The organism is Aeromonas sp. QDB14 (assembly GCF_027707845.1).
GTDB classification, from domain to species: Bacteria; Pseudomonadota; Gammaproteobacteria; order Enterobacterales; family Aeromonadaceae; genus Aeromonas; species Aeromonas caviae.
Genome location: NZ_JAPCJD010000006.1, coordinates 16,450 through 32,759, shown reverse-complemented (window position 1 = coordinate 32,759; position 16,310 = coordinate 16,450). Strand labels below are relative to the sequence as shown.

Below are 16,310 nucleotides of genomic sequence, written 5' to 3'. Positions count from 1 at the left end.
CCCGCTGCGGCATCACACCGATCAGGCCAGCCAGACGAAAAGAGCCCCAAGGCGACTGCCTCAGGGCTCTTTTTTGGATGTTTCAGGCTGTGAAAATCACATCATCATTGCGGTCTTGTCACACACTCCACCTTTCTTGGCACATTGTGCTTCGCGTCCCCGCCGATGAGCCGCTTGACCTGCCCTGGTGGGCAGCGACCGTCATCCACATAGGCGGTCTCCCCAAGGGGCAGCCTGCCTGGGGGCGGATCCTGACTCAGATAGGTGACGGGAATGGGCGCAGGCGCAAACCCACTGCACCCCGACATCAGGAGTGCGCCGCACCACAGAGCCAGCATGCCTCCCCTCTTTCCTGCAACCGCCATCGTTCACTCCCTGCCTCTGTCGGGGCACCGACCCGGCGCCCCTCGTTTCGGCAGTCTACCCAGGGATGGCGCCGAACCGACACCCGTCTCCGGCGCCGTTGTGACGATTCCAGACACAGGCAAAAATATCGGCTTTTCACGGCTTCGTCCCGTAGTAGTGGGCCAGCAGGGCATCGGCCTCGTCCACGGAGATCGCCATCTGCGGCCAGCGCGCGGCCTTCTCCCTGATGTCCCGCAGACTCCCCAGCTCCGGGCGCAGTGCGCTGCCGAGGTGGCGGTTCAGGGCATCAAAGCGGGCGATCACCCCCTGTCGGCTGAAGTGCCCGGGCGCCAGATCCATCCGGTAGCCCTGAAACAGCCACTGGAGTCCCTGATAGACGGCGGGGTGGTAGACGCTGTGGTGATCCTCCTCCTCGAAGTAGCGACTGGTGACGTGCAGGTTTGCGCCGGGTGCCCCCACTACCTGCCGCGCAAACTGCTGCAGGCGATCCCGGTGAAACGCCGAGCGCCCGAATCCCGGGGTGAAGGGGTTGTTGGCCACCGCCATGAACAGCGAGGAGGCGTGCTTGAGCGGCCCGGTCAACTCCGACGCGATGCGCTCGTAATTGCGGGGGTAATCGAACCAGAGGCTGGCGTCGATGGCGATCACCCCCTGGAACTGGCCGCCGTCTTGCGCCTGTGCATCGAGCGCCAGCAGGCCGCCGAGGGAGTGACCCACCAGCAGGGCCGGCGCCTGGGTCCGAAACCTCTCCTCGATGAGGGGACGCAGCTCCTCGCCCAGATAGCGCAAGAACCGGGGCCCGCCCCCCGTCACGGCATAGCCGGGCCCCGCCGGTGCCCCATTGGGCAAGGTCATGGTGTGGCTCGGGGTGTAATCCCGCATCCGGTCGGTGTTGTGCACTGCGACGATGATGAGGGGGGGGATAGCCGGATTGAGCCCGGCCCGCAGGGCCCGGGTGATGCCGACAACCTCCAGCAGACTCTTCTCCCCGTCGAGCAGATAGAGCACGGGGAACCGAGCCCCTGGCTCGCGTTCATATTCCTGGGGCAGGGAGACGCTGTATTGCCGCGTCTCCCCCAGCAGGGCCGAATGGTGGGTGAAGCGCTGGGCGTAGTGGAGCATGTCTGCCTGGGCAGAAGAGAGTGTGATCATGGTGAGCAGCAGGGTGATGAGTCTTGTCATTGGATGAACCAGGATTGTGTCGCCAGCCTTGGGGATCCCCCGTAGGGTGGCGCACAGAGACGACAACAGGGCCCGCAGGCCCTGCTGTCGTCGGCCGTTACAGCTTGTAGGTGAAGCCTGCCATCAGGTTCGCCGGCTCGCCGTACATGTTGAAGGTGCTGGTGGAGCCGACCCGGTAGAAGTACTCCCGGTCGAGCAGGTTGTAGAGGTTCAGGGTCGCCTGCATCCTGTCGTTGATCTCGTAACGCACCGCCGCATCGAACAGGGCATAGCCCCCCTGATGGGTCTCGACCCCCTTCTGGTTGAAGCCGTAGTCGCTCACCGCCGTCATCCCGGCCCCGAGGTGCAGCCCCTGCACCCAGTCGGCCAAGTGGTAGTCGGTCCAGAGTGAGAGGGCGTGACGGGGGATGGTGTCGAATTTCGGGTTGTGATCCCCGGCCTTCTCCTCGATGTCGGTGAAGGTATAGCCGGCCATCACCATCCAGTTCTGGCTGAGATAGCCGCTCGCCTCCAGCTCCACCCCTTGCGTCTCCACCTTGCCGGTCGCCCAGTAGGTGTTGGTGATGGCAATGCCCTGATCGTCGTAGGCCTGGGCCGCGATATTGTCGTCCTTCATCAGGAAGAGGGTCGCCCGGGTGTTGAGCAGGCCGTCACGCAGCGAGGACTTGATGCCGGTTTCCCACTGGCTGCCCTCCCGGGGCTTGAGCAAGTTGCCGCTCTCGTCCTGGCTGGTCTGGGGCTTGAACACCTTGGAGTAGCTGGCATACCAGGCGTGTTCGTCGCTCAGGTCATAGACGGCCCCCGCGTAGGGGGTGAGCTTGCCGTTGAACGCACTGGACTCGCCGCTCTGGGCTCCAGAACTCAGGGTCGTGCTGACGGCATCCAGATCGTACCAGGAGACGCGGGCCCCGGTGATCACCGAGAGCGGCTCCATCAGCCGCCAGGTCACCTTGCCATACAGACCGAGCTCCGACTGCTCCTCATGGTCATTCTTGGTGTAGCTGTAGTCCGGCTTGGCGACCCGGATCGGGTCGAAATCGAACACATTGATCTTGCCGAGGTTGCGGTTGGTGTAGGTCTGGATGTCCGACTCGTAGCGCTTGTAGTCGGAGCCCAGCACAAACTCGCTCTTGTGCCCCAACAGATCGAACATCTGACTGTAGTTGGCATCGAAGGCCATGTTCTTCTGCTGGTTCCCCTGGCCGTTGAACATCAGCCCGGTGTTGCCCGCCACGTCCACGGGGCCGTTGGTGAAGGTCTGCTCCAGCCGCATGTCGTGATCCATGTAGCGGGCCGAGACCTGACCCACCCCGCCGTTGGCAAAGGCGTGTTGCAGCGAGGCCCCCACATCCGTGGTGTCGGCGTCGAAGAAGTCTTCAGCCGACCCCAGGTAGGTGCTGCGGCCGATGTCGAGCAGGGAGCCGTCCTTGTACGCCGGCAGGCCGTTGGTGGGCAGGATGTCCTTGGTCTGGTGCAGGGCGTAGACGGAGAGGCGGGTGCGATCCGAGAGATCGAACTCCAGGGTGCCGTAGTAGGTACCGTTGTCGTTGTTGTTGTAGTCCACCTGGTTCTTGATGTCGGCGTTGGCCACCACGACGCGACCGCGCAGGGAACCCTCGTCGTTGAGTGCGCCCCCCATGTCCGCCTCCAGGTAATGCCTGTCCCAGCTGCCATAGCGCGCCGTGACCGAGCCCTTGAAAGCGTCGGTCGGACGCTTGAGCACCATGTTGATCACGCCCCCCAGCTCGCTGGTGCTGTTGAAGAGGCCGGAGGGGCCCCGCATGATCTCCACCCGATCCACCGCCGCCAGCGACGGCAGGGTGCCGTACTTGCTCTGCATGGGCGATGGCAGGCCGTTGAGGTTCACCTCGTCGTATTCATAGCCACGGGAGAAGATGGAGGAGCGACCGCTGTCGTTGACCAGGGTGCGCAGACCCGGCGTGAACTTGGCCAGATCGTCCACCGCCACGAAGTTGCGCTCCTCGATGTAGTCGTTGGTCAACACGGTGATCGACTGGGGGATGTCTTTGAGGGCCGCCGGCGTCTTGGTGCCGACGGTGGCCGAGTCGACCCCATAGCCTCCCGTCTCCTCCGACGGCGACATCCCGTAGAGTGGATTGCCATAGACGACCAGGGTTTCGTCCGGCTTGATGTCCGGTGTGTGTGCCCCTGCCGGGGCGGCAACGGTGACGGCCAGAGCGGCAGAGATGGCCAGAGCCAGCGGGCTTCGCGCTTTATCCTTCAAGACAACCATAGTAAGAGTGACCCCAAGATAGAGATGATAATCATTTTCATTTGATTTTCCGGGGGCTAATATATCACTCCATCTTCCGCCGCAGTTTTGCGGTGTGGTCATTTCACTCTTCGACATGGTCAAATTGCACATGACTGACACAGTGGCAAGGGACACCAGCGCACGCCAGCGAGGCCGCTTCACCGGCAGGGTGGAGAACCTGGTGATCCAGGAGGGTCTTCGCTTTCACAACAAGGACATCGTTCACAAGGCAGACTTCGCCACCGAGCGGGAGTTGCCGCCGCAGTTGATCATCGCCATTCCCCTCGAGAGCCGGGCCCTGATGACCTATGGCGCCATTCACAGGCTCAAGGGGTGCCGCTTTCACGAGTCCGACCCCATAGTGGCAACCGCCATCCTCTATACCGAGCCCGACATCGTGCAGGGGGCGGCCAAAGCCCAGGTGCGCAGCCGCAGCATCGTCCTCTCCCTGGACCACACCTGGCTCGCCCACAATCTGGCACAGGCGCATCGCAAGGCTTTCGCACAGACCTTCAGCCGCCATCTGAGCCGCGTCGACTGGACCCTGCCCGCTGCCCTTGGACAGATTGCGGAAGCGCTCAATCTCACCAGCAGCCAGAACGCCTCCGAGATGCTGATGCGCAAGGCCTTTGCCCTCAGTGTCTGGGAGAGCCTGATGACCCACCTCCAGCAGGCCGCCTCCCCCTGCTGCCAACGCCAGAACGAGCAACCGACGCGCCTCAAGATGCTGCTCAGGGATGAAAAAGTGGACGAGATGACCCTGACCGAGATCGCGGCCACCCTCGGCATGAGCGTCTCCACCTTGCAGCGGGCCGCAAAAAAAGAGCTGGGCATGAGCCTGCAGCGCTACCTTCGCCAGCGAAAGCTGCAAGAAGCGCGGGCCAGGCTGGAGGCGCGCAGCCTCTCTCTGCAAGGGGCCGCCGCCCACGCCGGCTATGACCATGTGGCCAATTTCATCACGGCGTTTAGAAAGCAGTTCGGCTTCTCGCCGACGCGGATCGCCAGACAGGGTAAAGAGCAGGAGCAGGCGCCCTCTGCAACGCCTTGAGCCTCCTTGTTCATGCGCAATACATCTTTGCTCTGGGATAGTAGGCACCACGCAGGTGGGGTGGCGCTTGAAATCAGCGCTCGTCATCCACACATTCAGTGCATACAATGCGTTAACGAAGCACACTTGGTCGCTTCACCCCGGAAATCAAGAGGACATCAAGATGGATACCCGTTCTATCTACACTGGCACCCAGGGTGCCGTGCGCGACACCAACAAGGTGCTGCGCAACACCTACATGCTGCTCTCCCTCACTCTTGGCTTCTCAGCCGTGGTAGCCGGGGTAGCAACCGTCATGAACATGCCGCCCCTGCACTGGGCCGTGTTCCTCATCGGTGTCTACGGCCTGATGTTCCTGACCGAGAAGAACCGTGACAACGGCATGGGGCTGGTGTTCACCTTCGCCCTGACCGGCCTGCTGGGCTATAGCCTCGGCCCCATCATCAACATGTACATGAACAACGGCGGCGGCGAGATCGTGATGACGGCGCTGGGCGGCACTGCGCTCACCTTCTTCGGCCTGTCTGCCTATGCCCTGACCACCAAGCGGGACCTCTCCTTCCTCGGCGGCATGCTGTTCGTCGGGTTCTGGGTACTGCTGGTTGCCATGGTCGCCAACATCTTCCTGCAGATGAGCGCCCTGAGCCTGGCCCTGTCCGCCATGTTCATGCTCTTCTCCTCCGGCGCCATCTTGCTGACCACCCAGCAGATCGTGCGCGGCGGCGAGACCAACTACATCTCTGCCACCGTCACCCTGTATGTCTCCATCTACAACATCTTCCTGAGCCTGCTGAGCCTGCTTGGCGGCAACCGCAACTGATGGATGCTTGATATGCACAAGACCCCGCTTCGGCGGGGTTTTTATTGGCGCCCATTTCTGTCAGGATAAGTTGCAAATCAAGGATATGAAGCGAAGTGGCCCTGATCCAAATCAGGGCCGTTTCGCTGTCGACGGGTTATGCTGTCGCTTTCGTTTCGCTCAAGGGTTGCCTTCATCCCATGCCCATGGACTTCTCAGGTTTATTGCGCCGTCTGCTGACCGACTGCCACATCGATTTCACCTCGTTCAAGGGTGGTGCCTAGCATGCCGATGGATTTCTCCGGCCTGCTGCGCCGGCTGCTGACAGACAGCCACATCTATTTCGCTCTCAAGGTCCTGCTCGCCATCGCGGGGCTGCTCGCCTTCGCGCTGGCAACCGGTGACATCCAGCTCACCGTGCTGCTCTCCCTCGGGGTGGTGGCCGGCGCCATCGCCGAGACCGACGACAGCCTCTGGGGCCGGGTCAAGAACCTCGCCATGACCCTGCTCTGCTTCCTGTTTGCCTCATTGTGCGTACAGTATCTCTTCCCCACCCCCTGGCTGTTTGCCATCGGGCTCGCGGGCTCCACCTTTATCTTCGTCATGGTGGGTGCCCTCGGCCAGCGCTACGCCACCATCAGCTTTGGCTCCCTGCTGATTGCCATCTACACCATGCTGGGGGCCGCCAAGGCGCCGGATCTCTTCTATCAGCCGCTGGCCCTGTGCGCCGGGGCCCTCTGGTACGGCCTGGTGTCCCTGGTCTGGCTCTGGCTGCTGCCCTACAAGACCCTGCACGAGCAACTGGCCCAGAGCTACTTCGCCCTCGCCCGCTACTTGCAGGAGAAATCCCGCTTCTTCCCGGCTGACGAACACGGCGCCCAGGCCATCCGCCACAATCTGGCCCAGCTCAACATCAACCTGGTCAATGCCCTGAACCAGGCCAAGACGGCGCTCAATGCCCGTCTTCATGCCCCCGGCCGCCACGGGGTTGCCCCCGAGCTCGCGGGCCTGCTGCGCCTCTACCTGCTTGCCCTGGAGATCCAGGAGCGGGCCACCTCCAGCCACTACCCCTACAGCAAGCTGGAAGCGGAGCTCAAGCAGGGCATCGTCCTCGACGGCTTCCAGGAGGTGCTGTCACAGCTTGCCGACGCCTGTCAGCAGCTTGGCTACGCCATCCTGGTGCACAAGCCCTACACCCACCACAAACGCATTCACTGGACTCTGGAGGCCCTCGGCGATCAGCTGGAGTTCACCCACCTCAAACAGCACTACCCCAAGACCCTGCTGACACCGATGAAGTTCCTGCGTCGCAACCTGGCCAGCATCAACCAGTTGCTGCAAAGCGCCGAAGAGCTGCAAAACCCCGCCGCGCCGCCCACCAGCCTGCCTCCCCTGGCACGGCCGGTCGCCCTGCCCTTGCTGGCATTGCTCAGGCAGCACCTGACCCCGAACTCCATGGTGTTTCGCCATGCCCTGCGGCTCTCCCTCGGGCTGGTCGTGGGCTATGGCATTCTGCAGGCGTTTCACCTGGACAAGGGGTACTGGATCCTGCTCACCGTATTGTTCGTCTGCCAGCCGAGCTACAGCGCAACCCGCCGTCGCCTGGTGCAGCGGATGCTCGGCACCTTCGCCGGTATCCTCATCGGCGTGCCCGTGCTCTGGTTCTTCCCCGAGCTGCACCTGCAACTGGGGATCATGGGGCTTGCCGCCTTCCTGTTTTTCACCCAGGTGCGCAGCAACTACAGCGCCGCCGTCTGCTTCATCACCCTCTACGTGCTGATGGCGTTCAACCTGCTGGATGGCATCGGCTTCGCCATCCTGGGACCCCGCCTGCTCGATACCCTGCTCGGCTGCCTGCTTTCCTACGCCCTGGTGGCCTGGCTCTGGCCCGACTGGCAATACAAGCGGTTGCCGACCCTTATCGCCAACTCCCTGTCCGCCAATGCGAAGTACCTTTCGGCGGTACTCGCCAGCCTGCATCGCCAACGGGATGAATCCCTGGACTACCGGGTGGCCCGCAAGTGTGCCCACCTCGCCGACAGCGAGCTGGCCATGGCCTGGCAGAGCATGCTGGTGGAGCCGAGCAAGCGCCGCCGCTTCCTGGATCTCTGTTTCACTCTCACCTGGCGCAACCATGCCCTGCTCTCCTATATCTCGGCGCTCGGGGCCCATCGCGACAAACTCGAGCCCATCGAGGGGCTGGAGGAGATAAGCCGCCACATCAGCCAGACCCTGGAGCAGGCCGCCGGTCACCTGGCGGGGGAGATGCCGACGCCGCTCGCGGGAGCCTGTCCGGCCATCGCTCCGGAGAGCAGCGAGGAGCAGCTGATGCTGAGCCAGCAGCTCACCCTCATCAGCCAGTTGGCAGACGAGCTGCTGATGCTGGCCAACGACGGCCAGCTGCTGACAGGTCAGGGCGAACCTAGCCGGACATAGCCGCCGGGCCTGTCCCGCCCGAGGCAGGCGCCAAGCTCTGCCCCGGTTGCCGGACGGGACGCAAGGCGCTACCATGCCCGCCCCATTGAGATAGCCTTTTCGAGGAAGCGTCATGTCCGAGCCACACCATTTGCAGTTCAACGGCCAACTCATCGAGACCGATGCCCAAGGCTATCTGCGCCACAGCGAGCAATGGAGCGAGGCGCTGGCCCTGGTGCTGGCCGAGAAAGAGGGGATAGTGCTGGAGGATCCCCACTGGGAAGTGGTGCGTTTCGTACGGGCCTTCTATCTGGAGTTCAACACCTCCCCCGCCATCCGCGCCCTGGTCAAGGCGATGGAAAAGCAGTACGGCCCGGAGAAGGGCAACAGCCGCTACCTCTACAAGTTGTTCCCGGAAGGCCCCGCCAAGCAGGCCACCAAGATCGCAGGGCTCCCCAAGCCGGTGAAGTGCATCTAGTCCTCCTCGGCAGCCCGATAGCCACACTGCCTCCCCCGTGTTGGACACAAAAAAAGACCGCGCCCATGTTGCCATGAGGCGCGGTCTTTTCATTTCATCGTCCTGTCAGGGGTTGTAGGCCACCACGGAGCCGCTCAAGCCCGTCATCTGGCTGATCCGGCTCTGCATGCCCTGCAACTTGGCCTTGGAGACATCCGGCCCGATGAAGACCCGGTTGATCTGCCCCTGTACCGGGGTTCTCGGCGACGTCTGGGCCGAGTAGCCCGCCGCCCTCAGCTTGCTCACCAGGGCATTGACGCTGTCTGCATTCTTGAAGGCGCCAAGCTGCAGGATCCAGCTCCCCTGAGCCGGGGCTGCTGCCGGTGCCGTAGTCGGCTGGGCCATCTTGCTCGCGATGAGATCATCCATGGTCTTGATCTGGCCCGCCTGTGGCTTGGCCTCCACCGGTTTTTGCACCTCTACCGGCTTGGTTGGCACCGGCTTGGGTTTGGGCTGCTCCACCGGTTTCTTGGCGATCACTTCCGGCTTGGGCTCGGGTTTGGGCTGGGGCTTGGGTTGCGCCACGGCCTGTACCGGCTGCTGCTGGGTGATGGGAGCCTGACTGGCTCCCGCTGGATTGGCTCCCCCCTGATTGGCCAGGGTCACGGTATCGCCAATCTCCTCTACCTGCCACTGGGTCGCGGCAGAGGCCTGCTGCTGACTCGCCAGATGCTCGGCCGGCAGGGTGCTCGCCGCCGAGACCTGAAGCGCAGGCTTGGCGGGCTCCAGCTCCGGACGCAGGGGGATCTTGGCGAAGGCCTCGTCCTTCTGCTCCAGCTTGTTGCCGTCCATCAGGTCCGGCAGAAAGATGACCACCAGGGCGACCAAGATGACGGTCCCCACCAATCTGTTTTGAAACTTCGAAGCCAAGTTAATTTCCACCCATGTTACTTAGGATCCATTGCAATCTTGCACACTTCGCAAAGAACGCCTCCCCTCACGCCGGCTGGCGAAGCCGGGTCCCTCGCCACCCACTTGGCCTGAAAGGGGATTATCCAGTGCAAAACCCGGCCCGTCGTCACGTTGACGGAGCCAGGGGAGCGAACGGCTCAGACCGAGCCCAGAGCCAGCACGTCGGCGACAGTGTAAAACGAGCCGAACACAATGACCATATCGTCAGGACTCGATGCGGCCAAGGCGGCGCCGTAGGCATCCCCCACGCAGGCAAAGGTGAGCGCCACGCCCCGGCCGCCGCCAAGGGCCGTCGCCAACTGGTCGGCCGTGGCCGCGCGCGGGCCGTGGAGGCTTGCCAGGAACCACTCGTCAATCAGACCGCCAAGCTCGGCCAGCGACCCCGCCATGTCCTTGTCCTTGAGCATGCCAACCACGGCGCGGCGCTTGCCCTTGCCGGGGAGCTGGCGCAACTGGCTGGCGAGATAGGCGGCAGAGTGGGGATTGTGGGCCACGTCGACGATGACCAGCGGCGAGGTTTGCAACTGCTGCATCCGGCCAGCAAGGCGAGCATTGGCCAGGCCGTCGCGAATGGCGGACTCCGCCAATGGCAGACCGAGGGACTCCAGCGCCGCCAGCACGGTGACCGCATTCATCAGCGGCAGGGCCGGTTTGGGCAATCCCGACCAGTGGTGCAGGCCGTGATAATCCCAGTCACCTTCATGCTCGTCACCACGAAAATCGATGCCGACCTGACGCAGGCAGGCGCCGAGGCGCGCCGCTTCGCTTGCAATGGTCGACGGCGGATTGGGCTCCCCGCTGATGGCGGGTTTACCTTTGCGATAGACGCCAGCCTTCTCCACCGCCACCGCCTCCCGGGTATCCCCGAGCCAGTCGCAGTGATCCAGGGCAATGGAGGTGATCAGGGCGACGTCCGATTCCACCACATTGGTGGCATCGAGCCGCCCCCCCAGCCCCACTTCCAGCAAGAGCACATCGGGCGCGGCGCGGCGAAACAGCCACAGACCCGCCAGGGTGGCGAACTCGAAGAAGGTGAGGGCGATGTCGCCCCGGGCGGCTTCCACCTCGGCAAAGGCCGCGCAGTGATCGCCATCGTCCAGCTCCTGGCCATTGACGCGCACCCGCTCGGTAAAGCGCAGCAGATGGGGGGAGGAGTAGACACCGACCCGGTAGCCGGCGGCCATCAGGATGCTGGCCGCCATGGCGCAAGAGGAGCCCTTGCCGTTGGTGCCCGCCACCGTGATCACCTTGAACGGCAGTTCGGTGAGGCCCATGCGGCGGGCAACCGTGCCGACCCGCTCCAGCCCCATGTCGATGTTGGCCGGGTGGATCTGCTCCAAATAAGAAAGCCAGTCGACCAGCGACCGGCTTTGGGATTGTTGCATGTGTGAACTCATCTTCAGTCTTCGATGACCTGAGTGTTCATCAGCTTGGCCAGCAGACCGGCCAGACGGTTGCGCATTTCGCGCCTGTCGATGATGAGATCGATGGCACCCTTCTCCAGCAGGAACTCGGAGCGCTGGAAGCCTTCCGGCAGTTTCTCGCGCACGGTCTGCTCAATGACGCGGGGGCCGGCAAAGCCGATCAGCGCCTTGGGTTCGCCTACGTTGATGTCACCCAGCATGGCCAGACTCGCGGAGACGCCACCCATGGTGGGGTCGGTCAGCACGGAGATGAAGGGCAGGCCCGCCTTGGTGAGGCGATCTAGGGCCGCACTGGTCTTGGCCATCTGCATCAGGGAGAACAGGGCTTCCTGCATCCGCGCACCACCGGAGGTGGAGAAGCAGACCAGGCCGCGGCCCTCCTTGATGCTCTCCTCGACGGCGCGCACGAAGCGGGCACCGACCACGGAGGACATGGAGCCCCCGATGAAGGAGAACTCGAATGAACAGGCGACGACCGGTACCCCCTTGAGGGTCCCCTTCATCACCACCAGCGCATCCTTCTCGCCCGTCTCTTTCTGGGCGGCAGACAAACGATCCTTGTAGCGCTTGGAATCCTTGAATTTCAGGATGTCTTGCGGCTCCAGCTCGGCCGCGACTTCGCTGCGTCCCTCGGCGTCGAGGAAGCTCTCGAGACGGGCACGTGCGCTGATGCGCATATGATGGTCACACTTGGGGCACACTTCGAGATTGCGCTCCAGCTCTGCCCGGTAGAGCACCTGTTCGCAAGCAGTACACTTGGTCCACACCCCTTCCGGAATGTTGTGACGACGCGGTGTGGTGATCTTGCTCTTGGGAAGGATCTTCTCAAGCCAGCTCATGGAATTCCTTAATGCATTTGTGCCTGACAAAACACATCGAGCCTTGATTGTTCAATGACTTAACGGCTCGATGGCAATAAACGACGGATCATTAAACCACAAATTTTCGGGCCCAGTTACTAAAAACTGGTCGTACCCGGTGCCGAGTCCGGCAGCCACAGCGGGCCGAGGGGCGGCCGGGGCAACCCGAATTCGGCCGGGTAATCCACATCCACCAGATAGAGGCCGCCCGCCTTGGCGGTCGGGCCCGCCAGGTTGCGATCCTTCGCCGCCAGCACCTCGGCAATCCACTCCACCGGTTGAAGCCCCTGCCCCACCAGCAGCAGGGAGCCGGTGATGTTGCGCACCATGTGATGCAGGAAGGCGTTGGCCTTGATGTCGAGCAAGATGTAGGGGCCGGAACGGCTGACACACAGGTGGGTCACATTGCGCCAGGGGGTGTTGGACTGACAGGCGACAGCCCGGAAGGTGCTGAAGTCATGCTCCCCCAGCAGGCTCTGGCCGGCCTGGTGCATCAGCGTCGCATCGATGGCTTCGTGGTAGTGGCTGACGCCTTGGCTCAGGATCGCCGGGCGGTAGTTGTGGTTGTAGATGACGTAACGGTAGCGGCGGGCGGTGGCGCTGAAGCGGGCATGGAAATGCTCGTCCACTTCCCTGACCCAGCGCACGGCGATGTCAGGGGGCAGGTTGGAGTTGAGCCCCAGGGTCCAGGCGCCTTCTGCGCGGTTCGACTCGGTATCGAAGTGGATCACCTGGCCGGTGGCATGCACCCCCGCATCGGTGCGACCGGCACACTGGATGGAGACGGGGTGGTTGGCGATGCGGCTGAGGGCTTTTTCCAGCTCCTCCTGAACGCTGATCACTTCGCGCTGGCGCTGCCAGCCGAAGTACCGGCTGCCGTCATATTCAATACCAAGGGCAATTCGCATGGGTAACGGTGTCTTCTGATGAAAGGATGCAGTGAAAGAAACGGGGCGGATTATACGCGCTCGGGCTCAAAAGTCCCAGACCGGGCGAGGCCGCGGTGCGGGGCCCCCAAAGAGAGAGGGCAGCCCGCGGGCTGCCCTCTCTGGTGCATGGATGACAAGGGCCTGCCTAGCCCAGGCGCTTGAGCAGCTTCTGCGCCTCACTGCGCTGGTGCTCGCTGCCCTGGGCCACCGCCTCTTCCAGCAACTCACGGGCGCTCTCCTTGTCGTCGATCTCGAGGTAGGCCCGGGCCAGATCCAGCTTGGCCCCCACCCCGCCGTCATCGGCATCCACATCAAAGCCGTTGGACTCCGGCAGCACCTCGGGGAAACCGTCCAGCCCCACATCCAGGGAGAAGCCCTGATAGGGTTCCTGCTCCGTGCTGCTGGCATCGGCATCGGCCAGCAGCTTGTCGATTTCAACGAAGTCGCTGTCTTGCACCTGCTCGCGGGGCTTCACCTCCCCCTGATGGGACTCCACCTCGGCGAAAGCATCCTCGAAGTCCGCCAGGGCCAGCTCGCTGGGATCCCACTCGGACGCCGCCGGCTTGGTGGGCTCCAGCCCGAGCTCGGCCAGCATGTCGTCCACATCGTCCTTGCCAAACCCCGTCTCGTCGATGTGCGGCGCCTTGGCGGCAAGCTCATCGTCGGTCGGCTCGCCAAACCCGGTCTCTAGATCGCTCAGATCGAAGTTGGCCAGTGTCTCGTCACGCTGGCTGCGGCTCTCCTCCTGGGCCTGGGCCAGATCCGCTTCCAGATCCGCGTCCAGCTCGGCAAACAGGGCGGCCTGCAGCTCTTCCTCGGTCATGATCTCGTCATGACCACGAGCAGAGGAGGTGGGCTCGTCGGATAGATCGAGTTCCGGCACCACGGGCAGATCGAAGTCACCCTCGTGGGCCAGATCCAGCTCGGGCACCAGATCCGGATCCCGGTTCGCCGTCGTCATCGCAGGCTCCACATCAAAAGCGGAGAGCGCCGTCTCGTCATCCCGGAAGATGACATCGGCGGCAGCACTGGCGCCATCTTGCTTCCTGCTCACTTCCGGCTCGTTGAGATCCGGCATGCCATGGAGGGGCTCGTCATCCGCGATGCCCACCGTCATCAGCTGATCAAACTCGCTGTTCTCGTCTCCCATGACCATGGAGGTCGACTCGGAGAGGCTCTTCTCCTGCTCTTCCAGCTCGCGGCGGGCACGAGCACGCAGCCAGAGCGTGACCAGGGCAAGCACCAGGAGTACCGGCAGCAGGATGATCATGGCGAGATTGAGCGGCGAAGAGAGCAGCTCCATCAGCCAGCTCTGTTTGGGCACCGGCGCCACCACGGGAGGCGTCGGATTGGCCTTGAGTTCCGCCACCTCTTTTTGCAGGGCGGTTTGATCCTGCAACTGGGCCTTGAGGGTCTCCACCTCTTCGGTCAGGGCTTGCAGACGCAGCTTGAGCCTGTGGTTCATCTCGGTGACCTGGCCGAGCTGGGCGTTGGCATCTTCCAGGGCCAGCGCCATCTCGGTGGAGGGCTTGCCCACCGGGGTGGCGGGAAGAGGGGTTGGCGCCGTGCTGGCGGCGCTGCTCACAGCAGCACTCACCACCACGGGGGTGGAGACAGCCGCCTTGGCGGTCTCCTTCACCTCGGGGGCAGGAGCCGTCGCCTTGGGTGCCGCCGGGATCGGCGCCGCCTTGGGCGGTGTGCTCTTGGCCACCACAGCCGGCTTGGCCGGAGCAGGCTTACTCGCCACCGGCTGGGCGACGTGGGATTGCTTGTTGGCCAGGTATTTGGGGCTCAGCCCCTTCCAGCTCGCGTTGTCGCTGTTGAAGCGACGGCGTGCTTCGGCATCCGTGATGCGCCCCGCCTCTGCGGCGGTGGGCAGCAGGATGTGGGAACCCACCAGAATATGGTTGATGTTGCCGTCTGCGAAGCTTCGGGGGTTCTTGTCATAGATGGCCACCATGGTCTGGTAGACACTTACCCGGTTGGACGGGCGATGCTTGCTCGCCAGACTCCAGAGGGTATCGGTGGGACGCACGGGACCATAACTGCCAGCCGACGCAGCAGGCACCTGACGCACGATGGGCTGGGCTCTGGGCAGGGTGACGGGCGCCACGGGCTGGGCCCGGGGCTCTGGTTGCACCGCGGGGGGCGGTGAGCCATCCGGTCCCTTGAGTTCGACAAAGAAGGGTTCTCGCGCCCCCTCTTCGGCCTGAACCGTGCCCAGAAGCCCCAATGCGAGTAGCGTTGCCAGCGTTATGCGGGAATGTCCCATATTCGTTCCTTCGTATGACGGCCCTATCACATTGAAAAATCTGGATAGTTACCCCAAAACAATCGGCTCAATATAAATCAGGCGCCGGTCTCAAGCCAGCGATCCGACATATTTCGCGCCCGGCGGCGACCAGAAAGCAGCCCCAGACGCGAACCAGAGTGTAGAAAAAAACCTAGTCCACTGATATCACACGGTATTCCAAAAACCGGAGAGTGGGTTCCCGGTCACATCCCGGGGCCAGGGCGCCCACATCAAGGCGGGGTTCCCTCCCCGCCCGGGGCCGACATCCGGCCTCAGAGGTAGTCGCGTACCAGCAGTTCGGCAATCTGCACGCTGTTGGTTGCCGCGCCCTTACGAACGTTATCGGCCACGATCCACATATTGATACCACTCGGATGAGAAATATCCTGGCGTACCCGCCCGACCATCACATCATCCTGGCCGGTGGCATCGCGCACCGGGGTCGGGTAGTCCCCTTCATCATCAAACAGGGTCACCCCCGGGGCATTGCGCAGCAGCTCCTTGACCTGCTCGGCGTCCAGCGGCTGGTGCAGCTCCACATGGACCGCCTCGGCGTGACCGTAGAAGACCGGTACCCGCACGCAGGTAGGGTTCACGGCGATGCTGGCATCCCCCAGGATCTTCTGGGTCTCCCACACCATCTTCATCTCTTCCCGGGTGTAGCCGTTGTCGGTGAAGGCATCGATCTGCGGGATCAGGTTGAAGGCGATCTGCTGCGGATAGAGGGTCGGCTCCACCGGGCGGCCGTTGAGCAGGTGGGCGGTCTGGCCCGCCAGCTCGCTCACCCCTTCCTTGCCGGAACCGGAGACGGACTGGTAGGTCGCCACGTTGATGCGACTGATGCCTACCTCATCGTGCAGGGGCTTGAGGGCCACCAGCATCTGGATGGTGGAGCAGTTGGGGTTGGCGATGATGTTGCGGTTGCGAAAATCGGCCAGCGCGTCCGGGTTCACTTCCGGAATGACCAGGGGAATGTCCTCGTCGTAGCGGAAGCAGGAGGTGTTGTCGATGACGATGCAGCCGTGCTCGGCGGCGATGGGCGCCCATTTGGCCGAGACCTCGGCACCGGCGGAGAAGAGTGCGATCTCCACCTGGCTCCAGTCAAAGGCCTCCACATCAAGGATGTCGACGTTCTTGCCGCCAAAACGCACCGTGTCCCCAGCGCTGCGACTGGAGGCGAGCGGATAGAGCGTCGCTACCGGGAAGGTGCGCTCCTCCAGGATCTCGATCATGGCCTGACCCACGGCGCCGCTGGCACCCAATACCGCTACGTTGAATTGCTGACTCACT

The 16,310-nt window shown here is 63.2% G+C and carries 13 protein-coding genes; 4 read left to right on the top strand and 9 right to left on the bottom strand.

Features of this window, described 5'->3' with window-relative positions:
* Positions 1 to 104: 104 nt before the first annotated feature.
* The 3 genes from PG887_RS22710 to PG887_RS03260 form a co-directional block, all read right to left on the bottom strand.
* Positions 105 to 308 (bottom strand): DUF6719 family protein, encoded by a 204-nt coding sequence (locus PG887_RS22710; protein WP_395266684.1) that lies wholly within the window; start codon positions 306 to 308, stop codon positions 105 to 107.
* Between the two features lie 193 nt (positions 309 to 501).
* The gene (locus PG887_RS03265; protein WP_270821167.1) at positions 502 to 1,548 is read right to left on the bottom strand and encodes an alpha/beta hydrolase; all 1,047 of its coding nucleotides are present in this window, start codon (positions 1,546 to 1,548) and stop codon (positions 502 to 504) included.
* 97 nt (positions 1,549 to 1,645) lie between these two features.
* Complete coding sequence (locus PG887_RS03260) at positions 1,646 to 3,802, bottom strand: TonB-dependent siderophore receptor (protein ID WP_223931067.1); 2,157 nt, start codon at positions 3,800 to 3,802, stop codon at positions 1,646 to 1,648.
* 130 nt (positions 3,803 to 3,932) lie between these two features.
* Here PG887_RS03260 and PG887_RS03255 point away from each other — a divergent pair, with 130 nt between their 5' ends.
* The 4 genes from PG887_RS03255 to PG887_RS03240 all read left to right on the top strand — a co-directional run bounded on the left by PG887_RS03255 (position 3,933) and on the right by PG887_RS03240 (position 8,563).
* Positions 3,933 to 4,871: a helix-turn-helix transcriptional regulator gene (locus PG887_RS03255; RefSeq protein WP_223915835.1), complete on the top strand. Its 939-nt coding sequence runs from the start codon at positions 3,933 to 3,935 to the stop codon at positions 4,869 to 4,871.
* Positions 4,872 to 5,034: 163 nt separating this feature from the next.
* Positions 5,035 to 5,691 carry a Bax inhibitor-1/YccA family protein gene (locus PG887_RS03250; RefSeq protein ID WP_010675134.1) on the top strand — a complete coding sequence of 219 codons (657 nt, stop codon included), beginning with the start codon at positions 5,035 to 5,037 and terminating at the stop codon, positions 5,689 to 5,691.
* A gap of 264 nt (positions 5,692 to 5,955) precedes the next feature.
* Complete coding sequence (yccS, locus tag PG887_RS03245; RefSeq protein WP_103242955.1) at positions 5,956 to 8,106, top strand: YccS family putative transporter; 2,151 nt, start codon at positions 5,956 to 5,958, stop codon at positions 8,104 to 8,106.
* A 112-nt stretch (positions 8,107 to 8,218) separates the two neighbouring features.
* Positions 8,219 to 8,563, top strand: coding sequence for a TusE/DsrC/DsvC family sulfur relay protein (locus PG887_RS03240; RefSeq protein WP_039038798.1), 345 nt, complete (start codon positions 8,219 to 8,221; stop codon positions 8,561 to 8,563).
* A gap of 105 nt (positions 8,564 to 8,668) precedes the next feature.
* Here PG887_RS03240 and dedD read toward each other — a convergent pair whose 3' ends face one another.
* The 6 genes from dedD to PG887_RS03210 all read right to left on the bottom strand — a co-directional run bounded on the left by dedD (position 8,669) and on the right by PG887_RS03210 (position 16,309).
* Positions 8,669 to 9,472, bottom strand: a complete 804-nt coding sequence (gene dedD, locus PG887_RS03235) for a cell division protein DedD (RefSeq protein WP_029314728.1) — start codon at positions 9,470 to 9,472, stop codon at positions 8,669 to 8,671.
* Positions 9,473 to 9,651: 179 nt separating this feature from the next.
* On the bottom strand, positions 9,652 to 10,911 hold the full coding sequence (folC, locus tag PG887_RS03230) for a bifunctional tetrahydrofolate synthase/dihydrofolate synthase (protein WP_199769646.1): 1,260 nt from the start codon (positions 10,909 to 10,911) through the stop codon (positions 9,652 to 9,654).
* A gap of 2 nt (positions 10,912 to 10,913) precedes the next feature.
* Positions 10,914 to 11,777: an acetyl-CoA carboxylase, carboxyltransferase subunit beta gene (gene accD, locus PG887_RS03225; RefSeq protein WP_010675139.1), complete on the bottom strand. Its 864-nt coding sequence runs from the start codon at positions 11,775 to 11,777 to the stop codon at positions 10,914 to 10,916.
* A 119-nt stretch (positions 11,778 to 11,896) separates the two neighbouring features.
* The gene (gene truA / locus PG887_RS03220) at positions 11,897 to 12,706 is read right to left on the bottom strand and encodes a tRNA pseudouridine(38-40) synthase TruA (protein ID WP_270821165.1); all 810 of its coding nucleotides are present in this window, start codon (positions 12,704 to 12,706) and stop codon (positions 11,897 to 11,899) included.
* A 166-nt stretch (positions 12,707 to 12,872) separates the two neighbouring features.
* Positions 12,873 to 14,999, bottom strand: a complete 2,127-nt coding sequence (locus tag PG887_RS03215; RefSeq protein WP_104454339.1) for a FimV/HubP family polar landmark protein — start codon at positions 14,997 to 14,999, stop codon at positions 12,873 to 12,875.
* 293 nt (positions 15,000 to 15,292) lie between these two features.
* Entirely contained in the window at positions 15,293 to 16,309 is a 1,017-nt protein-coding gene (locus PG887_RS03210) for an aspartate-semialdehyde dehydrogenase (RefSeq protein ID WP_270821164.1), read from the bottom strand.
* Position 16,310 lies beyond the last annotated feature (1 nt).

Coding starts and splice junctions, on each gene's coding strand:
- PG887_RS22710 (WP_395266684.1), bottom strand. CDS start 308: ATGTCGGGGTGCAGTGGGTTTGCGCCTGCGCCCATTCCCGTCACCTAT.
- PG887_RS03265 (WP_270821167.1), bottom strand. CDS start 1,548: ATGACAAGACTCATCACCCTGCTGCTCACCATGATCACACTCTCTTCT.
- PG887_RS03260 (WP_223931067.1), bottom strand. CDS start 3,802: ATGGTTGTCTTGAAGGATAAAGCGCGAAGCCCGCTGGCTCTGGCCATC.
- PG887_RS03255 (WP_223915835.1), top strand. CDS start 3,933: ATGACTGACACAGTGGCAAGGGACACCAGCGCACGCCAGCGAGGCCGC.
- PG887_RS03250 (WP_010675134.1), top strand. CDS start 5,035: ATGGATACCCGTTCTATCTACACTGGCACCCAGGGTGCCGTGCGCGAC.
- yccS (WP_103242955.1), top strand. CDS start 5,956: ATGCCGATGGATTTCTCCGGCCTGCTGCGCCGGCTGCTGACAGACAGC.
- PG887_RS03240 (WP_039038798.1), top strand. CDS start 8,219: ATGTCCGAGCCACACCATTTGCAGTTCAACGGCCAACTCATCGAGACC.
- folC (WP_199769646.1), bottom strand. CDS start 10,911: ATGAGTTCACACATGCAACAATCCCAAAGCCGGTCGCTGGTCGACTGG.
- accD (WP_010675139.1), bottom strand. CDS start 11,777: ATGAGCTGGCTTGAGAAGATCCTTCCCAAGAGCAAGATCACCACACCG.
- truA (WP_270821165.1), bottom strand. CDS start 12,706: ATGCGAATTGCCCTTGGTATTGAATATGACGGCAGCCGGTACTTCGGC.
- PG887_RS03215 (WP_104454339.1), bottom strand. CDS start 14,999: ATGGGACATTCCCGCATAACGCTGGCAACGCTACTCGCATTGGGGCTT.